The 14003-nt window shown below is 41.6% G+C and carries 6 protein-coding genes; 1 reads left to right on the forward strand and 5 read right to left on the reverse strand.

The annotated features are described in order from the left end of the window. Positions 1-187 precede the first annotated feature (187 nt). Positions 188-1825, forward strand: a complete 1638-nt coding sequence (locus BACFIN_RS13550; protein WP_007751091.1) for a rhamnogalacturonan acetylesterase — start codon at positions 188-190, stop codon at positions 1823-1825. Positions 1826-1884: 59 nt separating this feature from the next. Here the strand turns inward: BACFIN_RS13550 and BACFIN_RS13545 are convergent, their stop codons facing one another. Genes BACFIN_RS13545 through BACFIN_RS13525 form a run of 5 tightly spaced genes read right to left on the reverse strand, consistent with a single transcriptional unit; the run spans position 1885 to position 13933 of the window. After that, a complete protein-coding gene (locus BACFIN_RS13545) occupies positions 1885-3972 on the reverse strand; it encodes a rhamnogalacturonan lyase family protein (RefSeq protein WP_007751093.1) in 2088 nt (695 codons plus the stop codon). 48 nt (positions 3973-4020) lie between these two features. Then, complete coding sequence (locus BACFIN_RS13540) at positions 4021-5751, reverse strand: RagB/SusD family nutrient uptake outer membrane protein (RefSeq protein WP_007751094.1); 1731 nt, start codon at positions 5749-5751, stop codon at positions 4021-4023. A gap of 21 nt (positions 5752-5772) precedes the next feature. Then, entirely contained in the window at positions 5773-8637 is a 2865-nt protein-coding gene (locus BACFIN_RS13535; RefSeq protein WP_007751095.1) for a SusC/RagA family TonB-linked outer membrane protein, read from the reverse strand. 37 nt (positions 8638-8674) lie between these two features. Continuing rightward, on the reverse strand, positions 8675-10690 hold the full coding sequence (locus BACFIN_RS13530; protein WP_007751096.1) for a RagB/SusD family nutrient uptake outer membrane protein: 2016 nt from the start codon (positions 10688-10690) through the stop codon (positions 8675-8677). 24 nt (positions 10691-10714) lie between these two features. Then, a complete protein-coding gene (locus BACFIN_RS13525) occupies positions 10715-13933 on the reverse strand; it encodes a SusC/RagA family TonB-linked outer membrane protein (protein ID WP_007751097.1) in 3219 nt (1072 codons plus the stop codon). Positions 13934-14003 lie beyond the last annotated feature (70 nt).

Here is a 14003-nt window from a genome sequence, read left to right on the forward strand (position 1 = left end):
CAACACACAAAGGTACAGGCCATAGCTTTTTATTAAAATAGAATATTGTACGTAATTATATAGAAATTGTGATATAACCTCATTCAGACTGTACTATGCACAATATTGAATAAATATGAATGAATTTATATTGAAAAGAAGAAGAACACATCGTACTTTTGCACCAATTATCTATAAAAAATAAATCATGAGAAACAAGTTATTTTATTATTTATGTTGGCTGACAGCCGTCACAGGCAGTTTGCAGGCGCAAGCACAAAATAAAGTGGTTGCTCCGATGAAAGATGTCAATCAAGTAATCGACAACACATTGGATAGTCTGAACAAGGCACGTACAGCCAGACCGATAGCCGGTTCCAGCCGGAAAGGCGATAATCCGGTATTATTCCTGGTCGGTAACTCCACCATGCGTACAGGTACATTGGGAAACGGAAACAACGGACAATGGGGATGGGGATTTTATGCGGGCGACTACTTCGATCCGGACAAGATCACAGTAGAGAATCACGCATTGGGAGGAACCAGCAGCCGTACTTTTTATAACCGTCTTTGGCCGGATGTCATCAAAGGGGTACGTCCCGGAGACTGGGTTATCATAGAACTTGGCCATAACGACAATGGTCCTTATGACAGCGGTCGTGCCCGTGCCTCTATTCCGGGAGTAGGCACAGACAGCCTGAACGTGACAATCAAAGAAACCGGAGTGAAAGAAACTGTATATACATACGGAGAATATATGCGTCGTTTCATCCGTGATGTCAAAGCCAAAGGCGGACATCCCATTTTGTTCTCCCTTACTCCACGTTACGCCTATGAAGATAAAGACAGTACTATCATCAAACGTGTCAATAAAACATTCGGTCTATGGGCAAAGCAAATAGCAGAAGAACAGAACGTACCTTTTATTGATCTGAATGACATTTCAGCCCGCAAATTTGAAAAGTTCGGTAAAAACAAAGTGAAGTATATGTTCTATATCGACCGTATTCATACCAGTGCATTCGGAGCAAAGGTCAATGCCGAATCTGCCGCTGACGGTATACGAGCCTACGAGGGACTGGAACTTGCCAATTACCTAAAGCCTGTCTCGCAAGACACAAAGACCGGTTCCAGCCGGAAAAAAGGACGACCGGTATTATTCACCATCGGCGACAGCACGGTGAAAAATAAAGATAACGACAAAAATGGTATGTGGGGATGGGGCAGCGTAATAGCCGATGAGTTCAACCTTGACAAAATATCCGTCGAGAACTGTGCTATGGCAGGACGTAGCGCCCGCACTTTCTTGGATGAAGGACGTTGGGATAAAGTATACGAAGCTTTGCAGCCCGGTGATTTTGTACTCATTCAGTTCGGACACAACGACGCAGGAGCTATCAATACAGGAAAAGCCCGTGCAGAACTACGTGGTTCCGGAGAGGAAAGTAAAGTCTTTCTGATGGAAAAGACCGGCAAATATCAGGTAGTATATACTTTTGGCTGGTATCTTCGCAAATTCATCATGGATGCTCAGGAAAAAGGAGCAATACCTATCGTATTGAGCCACACTCCACGCAACAAATGGAAAGACGGAAAGATAGAACGCAACACCGATTCTTTTGGAAAATGGACACGTGAAGCAGCAGAAGCTACCGGAGCCTATTTTATTGATTTGAATAAAATCAGTGCCGACAAACTGGAAAAAAAAGGTATCGAAAAGACAGCCGCTTATTACAATCACGACCATACGCATACTTCTTTAAAAGGAGCACACATGAATGCCGAAAGTATTGCGGAAGGATTGAAAATGGTTAATTGTCCGTTGAAGGATTATTTGAAGAAATAAAACATAAAAATCCCTCGATATACGTAAGAGCCACATTATATCGAGGGATTTTTTATGTTTTATTTCATTGTTTCTGCACCGACATAATATCCTAGGTTAGTACCTTGATTATATCCCATATTCTGCATAGCTTGAGACATATCATAATTATGATCTGTCATCAGATGGCGAAGTCGGTGAGTAGTCGGATGATTTGTAGAGAAAATATAAATAGAACGATAATCACTAGAGCCTAAGATAACCTCTTCACGATAATCTCCCAAGAAATCTCCGTAATAACAAGGATTATATTTGGTCCCATGATTTCCATCATTACTACCATAATGACCAAAATACACTAAACGGCTCTTATTCGTTTTATTTACATCCGGATTATCTTTATAACTTACAATACAAGCACGATCATACATTTCCCGTGTTCCTTGCCCGCTCCAATAGATAGCAGCATTATACATCACCCCGCTACCGATACCTGTCGGGTAATTGGTAGAAACAACTCCACCACCATTACAACTATACATACCGGACTGTAAAGATGAATAATACTCAAATCCCGGACTGTCCGGATCTACATCGCCAACAATACAACGTCCCACATCACCATTCTTACCCGCTCCGTGCCCGGTTATCAGGCTGCCGTCCCTCGCATCAATTACTTGACAAGCATATCCAAGCCCCTGCACGCTATAAGTATCCTCTTCTTCAAAGCTAGCAACTATTTGTAATCCGCTACGATTTTGAATGAATTTACCCACATACAGACAGTCACCATGTCCGTTTCCGGTACACCATAATTCTTTCCCATTATCATCAATCGCCGCCGAACCATACAGTATCTCATCTTTTCCATCACCATCCAAATCTGCAACACGGAAAGCGTGCGAACACATTGCCAACCATTTTTCGCTATGATCAGCAGTATCAAATTTCCAACGATTCACTAACTGGTTACTTTGCAAATCAAGTGCCCATACTTGCCAGTTTTTATAAATACCTCGAGAAATAATCAGGCTTGGATTGCTTTTTCTTACACCAGTCTTCTCATCAGGTATACCATCCAGATAGGCTGCTCCGATAAAGAAACGGTCCATACGATTTCCATAATCATCTCCCCAATAAGAATCCCAATATTGGGCACGTGCTACTTTTGACTCATCCTCACGGCCACGAGGTATATTGGGAGTTCGGGTAATTTCACAACCGTCAAAGCCACGACAGATAGAAATATACTCAGGACCTTCCAACACTAGTCCGGCAGTAGAATACAAACTTTTTCCGGAATACCATCCCACACCGTTCGTATCTCTTAAACGATAATCATTCACGAACCCATTGGCATCAGTAATAATTCTTCCGTTAGGGAATTTAGTACCTTCGGATGAACGGAATGCAATTTCACACAAACCATCTCCATCGAAATCATATAAAATATAAGAGGTATAATGTGAACCGGAACGAATGTTTAGTCCTAAATCTATACGCCATAAAAAGGTACCATCCATTTTGTAAGCCTCCAAAAGAGTGGTTCCATTGTGCCATCCTCCTTGATTAGCTCCATCATACGGCTCTCTCTTGACTACGATTTCCAATTCTCCATCTCCATCCAATTCACCCAATTGTATATCATCAGGAGCATACGTCAATGCTGCATCAGGTACATCACTTCTTAGTACAATTTCCCGATAAAATTTTGTTGCCATGTCAGAAGTATACGTATAGTCGCACAATGTTTCTTCTTGACCGGCCAATGTCACCCGATAATAATTAGTCTTTGTGGGATCAATATTCTCATCCACCCAACAAGTAGTCTTCGTTATCGCTTCTTCATTCAACTTAACTTCTTCGCTCCCATCCTCCGACTTATAAATATCGAAACCTACATCTTCCGGATCTGTCAATAACATTCTCCAACTAACTAACGCAGAAGATATTCCTGTTGCATTATGTCCATTAGTATCCGACATAGGGTCATAACTCACCCACATTGCACGGCTTCCCGTAATAATCTCCGTAGGCAAGTCTTTCAATGGTTCTTCCACAATATTATTATTGAAATCCGGTTCCTCATCCACTATCGGTTCAGTATCCGAACATGCTCCAAATGTTAATAATCCAAACAGTCCTAGTATATATAATAACTTCTTCATATTCTGCTTTTAATATTAAACAATCATTTTTCAATTCCGGGGTAACCTCTACCACCCCGGATTCTGTGTCAAATTAGGATTCTTTGCTTTCTCACTTTGCGGAATAGGAAAGAAATACATCTTATCATCCCATTGTCTATTCACAGTAACACGCCTATATGAATACGAATCCCCACTCTTATATATTTTCATTTCATCAATACTGCTGAAATGTTTGTCTCCTTCCTTCCAACGGCGCACATCCCAAAAACGATGTCCCTCGAATGCTAACTCTACCATACGCTCATTCTGGTATTTCTCCCACCATAACTTATTATCCAGACCTGCGGGAAATTTAGGCATATTTACCTTTGTACGCCGACGAGTTTTGCTCACCATCTCATTGGCAGGAATAGGGAACTCATTATTGGTAGCATAAGCAGTACCTAAATATTTGAATAACGCTTCTGCGTAATTCAGGTAGAACTCACCCAAACGATATATAATCCATGTATGATTATCCGTCGTAGGTTTCGCTGTCGTAGTATTAATACTTGTTTGGCAATATTTTTTCAAATAATAACCTGTAGGTGTCCCTCCGCTCAGGGGTTCCGCATTTGCACCTCCCTGATAGGTTTCCAACGCAGTTTCATTCCAATTCGGCCATTTTGTATCACCATTCTTAGCAATAGTTTTCTCAAATCGAGGATCACGTCCTTCGTAATAAGGTTTATTTTTATCATAATCCGCTTTTTTATCAGGCCTTTCACCACTGTCCTTCAACTCATAGGCATCCACCAATGTCTGTGTAGGGCAGTTTCCACCTCGACAGTTCTCCAGTCCGACAGGAAAATTATATTTCTCAAAAGAATTGGTAGCACGTATGGCACGACAACCGAAAATGAGTTCATCGATTGCAATACTATAACTTTTTGCATCCCATAAATTCTCGTAGTCATCTATCAGTCTCATACCGGCATCTTCGCAAGTCTCGATCAATTCCTTATTGGCCTTGGCTGCGCGATACCACAACTCCTTGTACCCTTGACTCCCTTCCTGATGAGAATTGAATAACGGACTTGCAGCATACAGAGCCGTACGCGCTTTCAATGCTAGTACAGTACGCTTGTTGGCACGCCCTGTTTCCGCCGATTCACCGGAAGGTACCAAAGCCCCCAGGTTATTATAATCCGGTATTATCAGATCTTTTATCTCGTCACATTCTTTAATAATCCAGTCGAATACCTCTTGGGCAGGTTTACGTGTTAGCGTATTCACCTCAGTGGTTGACAATACATGGTCGGTAAATGGTACATCCCCATATTGTCTTACCAAATTAAAGTAGAAATACGCCCGCAGGAAACGGACTTCATACTGATAGTTATTATAGCGATACATTTCAGCTTCATAGTCAGAAATTTGTTCATACTCCGAGAATGTCAGTCCGGTAAATTCCTCCAGATAATTGTTACAATTAGCAATTGCTTTATAACAGGAAGTCCACATACTGCTTTGTGCATTTACCGGACTCCATGCCCCATTGTAAAAAGTCTCAATAGCATTACCTGTATAGGAATATTGTGATTCATCCGTAGCAGAACCAAGAATAGCACCACTATAATTTCCGAAATCAGAGTCGAGCGACTGGTAAATGTTAGATACCAATCCTCCTACATCATAAAAAGTACGCTTTACATAACCCGCATCATAAGGATTGTATTCCGAATATTCCATCTGGTCCGCACAAGAAGAAAAAGCGAAGATGGTCAGAACACCATATATCAAATTATTCAGTTTCATTCTTTACCTCGTTTTTAATGATTAAAATCCTATCTTAACACCTACTACCACACTCTTGGTCAATGGATTTGTCGCACCGTAAGATTCCGGATCTGCCACGTCGATATGATCAAAACAAAGCAAATCCACTCCCCGTACATACAATTTGGCACTACCTAATATTTTTGTTCGCTTCATCAGACGTTGAGGGAATTTATAATAAACCTCCACATTGCGCAATTTCAAGAATGAACGGTCGGCAAGCCAGATCGTATTAGTCTGATAATTATTGGCATTACTCTGCGAACTCAGACGCGGATATTTTGCATTCAAGTTCTCCGGAGTCCAGCGATTTTCATAATAGTGCGTGGAAAGTGATGTATTGTTAATCAACGGCCAAAACATACTCTTTGTATTCAAGACGGCAGAATAGTTTCCTGTTCCCTGAAACATAGCATCTAATCCAATCCCCTTCCATTCTGCTCCCAAATGGAAAGAATAATAAATTTCCGGAGCAGCCGTACTATATCCAATAGCGGTCACATCGTTTGCATCAATCACTTCATCTCCATTTACATTCTTATATTTGATATCACCGGGAACTACTGTACTGAAGTTCTGTGCCGGGCTACTCGCGATCTCTGCTTCATCTCTGAAAATTCCTTCCGCTACCAAGCCATATACTTGATTCAACCGGTGTCCTGTCCGTTTCAAATTATCATATAAACGCGGTTCTTCTCTCTGTTCCTTAATCTCATTCCGGTTAAAAGCAAAGTTTCCTCCGGCATTAACAGTCCAGTCACCCCATCGCTTCGTATAATCCAAACCGAACTCAGTGCCCCAACTATCCACAATACCAGCATTTTCATAAGGAGAATCCATACCAAGTACTGTTGAGTATTGACCGCTAGGGTCTACCCAAATATCTTTTCGACGTTGATAATATCCTTCTACCGTCAAATTCAATCCTTTGAACAGTGTCGCATCCACCCCCACATTATATTTATAAGCTTTCTCATGTGTCGAATTTATTGTAGCCAACCGATTCATGTAAGTAGTTCCAAAATTGGATCCATAACCGACATCAAACAGATAGCGTGTACCCGTTGTCGTATAGATTTGTTCCCAATAGTTATACACTGAGTTGTCACCGTCTTTCGGTAGATAATCAGCATTAATAACACCAAACGAAGCACGTAACTTTAAAAGATCAACCCAAGAAACCTCTTTCATAAAGTCTTCTTCCGAAAGCACCCAAGCTGCAGAAACAGTTGGTGAGAAAGCCCATTTATGTCCTGGAGCCAATAGATTTGAGGCCGATCCGACCAATGCCAGATCTACATAATAACGCTTATTGAAGCCATAGTGAGTATACCACGATATATTTTGACGATATATACTGGTATTCACTCCATAAGTGTCACGAAATTCATACTCCCATTTCAACTGCGAATAAACATCATGTTTGCCGAACGAACGATTATAATCAAAACCTCCGGAGAAATTGAACTGACGCGCCCAATCGTTTGTATCGGCACCGGTTGCCATCTCACTGGGTTTTCCACCTGTAACAACTGTGTACAACGGACCACCGGCGCTTGAATCCTGCCAGCTAGGTATATATCCCCTATAAGCATACGTCTTGCTATGATCTTCCCAGATGGAAGAGTAGTTGTCATACGCCAAACGAAAACTCACACCTAGCCCCTTCACTAATCCGGACAAATCTTGGGATAAAGTCAAATCTGCCAGCAAGCTACGTGTATGTCCCTTACTATAAGCTGCTCCTTGCGATTGCGCCACCGGATTCATCGTACCTGACCAAGTGGAACTTCCTCCCCACGAACCATCATCTGATAGTATAGGAAAGGCTGCGGAAGGAATCGAATAAACCATATCCCACAAATCCGTACTAGAGGTTCCCGGACGACTTGATTCAGACAATGAGCCGAGAAGATTTAATTTGAGTTTGGTAGTACTCGTCAAGTCAATATCCAAATTTGTGCGTAAGTTAGCACTAGAATATTTGTCTTGTGTAGAATAACCGTCATTCATATTAGCATTGGCAACAAACCCTTTGTCTGTCATCAACCCCAACATAGCATAGTAACGGAATTTACTGCCACCTCCTGTAAACTCAATATTATATTTATTAGAAACTCCCATATCACGGAATGTTTCATCAATCCAATCCACATTCGGATAAAAATAAGGCAATTGCACATTGATACGATCACCTAGTCCCTTCACTCTTCCATAACGGAACGCATGAATTTCGAGAGGAGTATAACGTACGTCTAATCCTTCGTAACCTCGTGCCTCGTTCACAGCTTCGGCATAAGTAGCCGCATTTACAAAATCAGGACGACGTGATTGGAAATTGATTACATGATCGTAAGTAAACTTTATTTCCCTCGAATGATATTTTCCCCGTTTGGTTGTTATCAGAATAGCTCCATTAATACCTTTATAACCATATAACGCCACTGCAGCGGCATCTTTCAATATAGAGACCGATTCTACCTCTTCCGGTGACACAAGGCTCATATCACGTTCCAACCCGTCTACCAAAACTAACGGTGAACTGCTAGATAGGCTTTGTAAACCACGTACGTAAAAAGTAGGTTCCGTACTGGAAAAGTTACCCGCATTCTGTAAGGCTGTTAATCCTAGTCCCTGTCCGAAAAGAGAGTTAGAGATATTCTTTGACGCCCTTTTATCAAATTCTTCATTATAAACGGTAGAGACTGCCGCAGTCGATTCATGACGACTGAACGTCCGGTTAGCCCCTACATCTACAGTGACGGAATCTCCAGACACTCTTCCTTTATTATCCATATTCTGTGCTCCTATCGGCATACCCAAAGATGCCAACAGAGCCAGTACCAGCATTTTATTATTTTTCATATCACTGTTCTAAAATCAATTTTACTCATGTTTCTCATCACCAGCCGGGATTTTGAATCAAACCGTATCCTTTGTTGATTTCATTCTGAGGAAACGGAGACAGATACCATTTCGGATCGAATCCCTGCGTCCACCAAACACGTGCTCTGTTATGCAATTCAAATTTCTGATATTCGAATCTCGTAGGCTGCATGGCATTTTTACCAAACGCATCTGTTCCATCTCTCCAAGGTTTCTCTATACGGTTACCCGCCTCATCCAAGCGATAAATTAATAGCCCATGCAGTTTCTTTTCAAAGCGATCTGCACGTTTGTAACGAATCAAGTCAAAATATCGACTGTCTTCCATACCTAATTCACAGGCACGTTCGCGAAGTATTTCCTCCAATAAAGCATCTTTATCACTCGTCAGATTTTTATTCGGGAGGCAATCTTCCAGTTTACCTAAACCAACGCGCTTACGTACTTCATTCACCCAATAAAGAGCATCTGTGAAATTATTATCGGCTTGTAATAAAGCCTCTGCATACGTCAAAAAGAGATCAGACAAACGAAGATATACCCAATGAATAGGTTGGCGTTCATAATCACTATCGCTCAAATAATATTTCATATTATCATATCCGGTAGCAAAACGCATATTTTCCAATGCAGGAGCCGTCTTTGCATCTGTACCTCCCACCCACAATTCCCATGGGTAATCACTCATTTTAGGAGAAGACCATCCCAAATTTCGAGGTATATTGTTCACAATAACAGATTCGTATAACCGTGGATCACGAGTCAGTATGAGATTGGAAAGAGTATTTTCTCCATTAACAAACTCGCCAGTCAAAAACATATCGTTCAACTTACCTTCTGTATCTGCCTTATTCCAGTCAAAAGGTGTTCCATCCGCCCAAGGAAACATTTCAACATACTCTTGGGTGGGAGTATAAGAGTTACGTCCATTATTACACCAAGTACGCCATATATAAGTAGAGGACCCACCCGGACATTCATAGCCCGCTACACGTACGGAATGCAAGACCTCAGGACTATCCAGAAGGATATATCCCATCCGGTAAGCATACCGATATTCAGTAGGAGTAGGATTGTCACCTGCTGCTTTCCGCAACTCATAGAAGCCATTTGCCTCTATGGCGTTGAAAAACTGCCTGCAATATTCAAGACATTTATTCCACAAATCGGGGCGTTTACTTCCATACCACACCAAATGTTGTTGCTCCGCCTCACTACGTCCACCGGCATATCCTTGAGTATCATTGAACAAAGGAGAAGCAGCAAACTGCCATAGCTTACATCTCAATGCCATAGCCCCTGCTAATGTCCAATGACCACCATCGGAATTAAAATCAGCTCCTTCATACGACCATTTCAGGCCACCGGAGCCAATAGCCTCCTCCAGCATTTTATCCATATAGTTCACGGTTTCTTCCACCGTGGCGCGCGGAAATTGGTAGTTTGTCTCTGTTCCCGTAAACGATGAATAAATGAGCGGTAACCCGCCATAGTGGCGGAACATATCAAAATAGCGAGCAGCAATAAGGCATTTTGCTTCTGCTTTCATCTGCACTTTTTCATCTTCTCCCATACCAGGTACTCTGTCTACGTTCTCCAACAGTAACCAGCACCACCGCACAGTCTGCCAAACACCTTCACGAGTATATCCGAAAATATCCCCACGAACACCGTAATTAGCAGTATGTGTACCACTATAATAACTGTTATAAATTGTAGTTCCCGAATAGTGAAGTTGCCAACAATCAGTCAATGCATCAAACTTTCCTGTATAAGGATTAGAAGAATCCGGAAAGTCGTCAACAGAAGAATTTACGTAAGGTAAACCATAATATTGGCGGCTATAACAGGTGTTCAGAAACTGCCGGGTATAAGTGACACTATTAAATATAGTATCTTGAGTAGCAGATCCACCCGGTGCTTTTTCGAGAAAGCTGTTACCGAATTTAATCTCGTCTACGCAAGAAGTCGCTCCCATACCAAGCACTCCTGCTATCATTGCTCCGATAAACCATTTATATTTTTGTTTCATAATAATCAATCTTTAAATCTGTTTTTAGAATCCCAGTTTCAGCCCCAATGTATATGTCTTTGTCAATGGGTACGAAGGTGCATTACTAGCTCTTGCTTCCGGGTCTCCCCATAAATAAGGTGTAAGAGTCCACAAATTATAACCGCTAAACGATAGCTGACAAGTACTCATCCCCAACTTCTTCATCAGAGGGAACTGAAAATTATAAGCAATAGTAAGGGTCTTGAGACGCAAATATTTGGAATCCTGTTCGTAAAGAGTTGATTCCGCATAGTTGTTATCAGCGTTCTCCCATGTAGCACGTGGATATTTCGCATCTTGCGACGGATTCTCTTTTGTCCATGTATTCGTCAAGTGATAGGCAAGCAAACCACCCGCAACATTACCGGAACTAGATAAAAAAGGCCGACGGAATACATCCGAAATCATTCGACTCACATTCCATGCACCGGTCCATTGCGTATTCACTTCCAGATTCTTCCAAGAAAATCCGAGATTCATACCTACCATGTATTCCGGATCATCCGTAAATCCGTAATCATAGCCCATATCATTTTCATCGATTTTTCGATCACCATTCAAATCGACATACACAGCATCCCCATCTTGCAGAACAACCGAATGAGCAGGAAACGGACGATGGAATGTTTGTTCATACAGTGCCGGTGTCTGTTCATCATAATAACGCCAGAAAGCATATTGCTTACGTGAACCGATACGATGTCCTTTCTGGTACAGATAGTCGTACTCCTGAGGAGCTTCTTTACGCTCGATGATTTCATTTTGATTATAAGAAAGGTTTATACCCGCCCAATAACGGAAATCTTTTCCAATCTTATCGTTCCATTTCAACGAAAGTTCCCATCCCCAGTTATTTACCTCACCTAAATTGGAGAAAGGTTGAGCAAAACCTAACATACTCGGAGCTGTTCCGTCTTGCAGAAGAATGTCCCACCGGTGTTCCTTATAGTATTCTATTGTAGCAGATAAACGATCGTTTAAAAAGTTGATATCAACACCATAGTTCTGTTTAAACGCTTTTTCCCATGTCACATTCGCATTGTTAATCGCCCACTCATGTGCTCCTAAACTCACAGTAGAAGTCTGTCCTCCCTGACCGAAAAGATATCCATAGGCAGCCTGTAATTGAGCAAGATTACCAGTTCCATAACCAGAGTTACTTACATATCCGTTCAAATTAACATGATAAGGATTAGCAGTATACATAAAACGAGAGCCACCGATTTTATCGTTACCTACTAAACCGAAACTGGCGCGTAGTTTCAGAAAGCTTATTACCGGTTTGACAGATTCCCAAAACTTTTCTTCACTCGCTACCCATCCTACGGAAGCTGCCGGAAAGAGAGCAAAACGATTGCCCGCAGCAAAGTTCTCCGAACCATTATAACCCATGTTAGCTTCTACCATATAACGGTTTTTCCAGTCATAAGTTACACGTCCTACCAAACCGACATATCCTCGCGGAACATCTGAATATTCTTTAGGATAATATTCTTTAGACTGATTATAAAGCACCAATGCCCCTATATTATGATCACCAAACGAATGATTATAATTCAATGCGGCTTCCATATACCAGTTACGTGATTTTCCCCGAGTAATTCCATAGCTCACATTAGTATACTTACTACCGTCTATCGGTCGTAGTCCTACACTTCCATCACTCTGCAATACCGGTGTATAAGTCATTTCCGTACCACCCGACAAATTCTTATTAATGGTAAATGAGCTATTGTATGAACCTTTCAATTTGAATGAAAGTCCTTTAGTGATAAAATCCAATTTCTGATTCAAAATAAGGTCGGCGTTCAACGAGTTGTTGATACTATGTGCTGCCCCACCCCCATAATAAGTGAATGGATCTGCATCACCGACAAAAGGCAAGTTCAACCCATCGGACTGTGAGTCAGTAGTAGTATATACCAATTTATCATTTACAAAGCCGGCACTCCTAAACGGAGTAGAATAATAGATATTTTTAACCATTCCGGATGACCCTTGACTAGTGCGTGGCTTCTCAGAAGAATTAACGTTTCCTGCCACATTGAACGAAATAGTAGTGGTTTTCGTTACATCTATATCTAAATTACTTCGGTAATTGAAACGGCGATATTGATAACTGATACCATAAGGCAAACTAAACTCATTGAAAAGTCCGCCTTGCGTATAAGCACCTGCTGAGATAAAATAACGTACCTTATCCGTACCTCCGGAAATATTCAGATTATGCTGGCTCTGCAGAGTAGCGTCTCCCATGATATAATCAATCCAATTGATACTTGGAAAACGGATAGGATCAGAACCATCCCGGAATTTCTGAATAACTCCATCCGAGAATGTCTTGACAGGTTTTTCCCCCGCAGGTGTATCATTGGCCATCATTTGATTATAAAACATTGCATATTCATAAGAGTTGGCAGTTTCCACCATTTTAGTAGGCATTTGTATAGAAGCAGAAGTACTAAAAGAGATGTGTGCCTTTCCTTCTCTACCGCGCTTGGTAGTTATCAAAATAACACCATTAGCTCCGCGTACACCGAACACAGCAGTAGCAGAAGCGTCCTTCAAGATAGATATAGACTCAATTTCATTCGGATCTATATCATTCATGCTACGTTCCACACCATCTACCTGAATTAATGGAGACGCATCTCCCCACGTCGCTTTACCACGAATAAAAACCTCGGCGGCATCTGCACCCGGTTCACCGGATGTTTGAATAGTAGTCAGACCAGCCATCTGACCTCCTAATACATTAGATACAGAACCGATAGAAGTACGTGTCAGGGCTTCGGTCTTAACACTTGCCACAGCACCTGTCATCGTTACTTTCTTCTGCACACCATACGCCACGATTTCCACCTCTTGTAAAGTGGTAGCGTCTTCAGATAAAACCACTCGCATATTATTCTGGGCTACTACCACTTGTTCGGTATACCCGATAAAGGTGATTTTCAGCTTCGCCCCTGCTTTCGCATTGATCTTAAACACACCGTCGATATCAGTAATAGTACCGACAGAAGTACCTACAACAAGGACATTGGCCCCAATCACCGGCTCGCCTTTATCGTCCACCACAGTTCCCTTAATACTGCCTTGTTGCTGAACGATGTCAACAGCAGCTACAGCCTGTCCTTGATTGCCGAAAGTCGGTATCAGGGCGAAAGAGAAAAACAGGGCAACAGGTAAAGTTGTTCCTTTTATTAAGTTTTTCTTATTCATATATTTCTATTTTCATGATAGAGGAGTATGAGGCGGCAAAATACGCCGCCCTTATTTACTTTGAAAAAAC

This window comes from Bacteroides finegoldii DSM 17565, from assembly GCF_000156195.1.
Taxonomy (GTDB): domain Bacteria; phylum Bacteroidota; class Bacteroidia; order Bacteroidales; family Bacteroidaceae; genus Bacteroides; species Bacteroides finegoldii.

Bases quoted from the DNA above. Each gene is read 5' to 3' on its own strand.
- BACFIN_RS13550 (WP_007751091.1), top strand. From the start codon at position 188: ATGAGAAACAAGTTATTTTATTATTTATGTTGGCTGACAGCCGTCACA.
- BACFIN_RS13545 (WP_007751093.1), bottom strand. From the start codon at position 3,972: ATGAAGAAGTTATTATATATACTAGGACTGTTTGGATTATTAACATTT.
- BACFIN_RS13540 (WP_007751094.1), bottom strand. From the start codon at position 5,751: ATGAAACTGAATAATTTGATATATGGTGTTCTGACCATCTTCGCTTTT.
- BACFIN_RS13535 (WP_007751095.1), bottom strand. From the start codon at position 8,637: ATGAAAAATAATAAAATGCTGGTACTGGCTCTGTTGGCATCTTTGGGT.
- BACFIN_RS13530 (WP_007751096.1), bottom strand. From the start codon at position 10,690: ATGAAACAAAAATATAAATGGTTTATCGGAGCAATGATAGCAGGAGTG.
- BACFIN_RS13525 (WP_007751097.1), bottom strand. From the start codon at position 13,933: ATGAATAAGAAAAACTTAATAAAAGGAACAACTTTACCTGTTGCCCTG.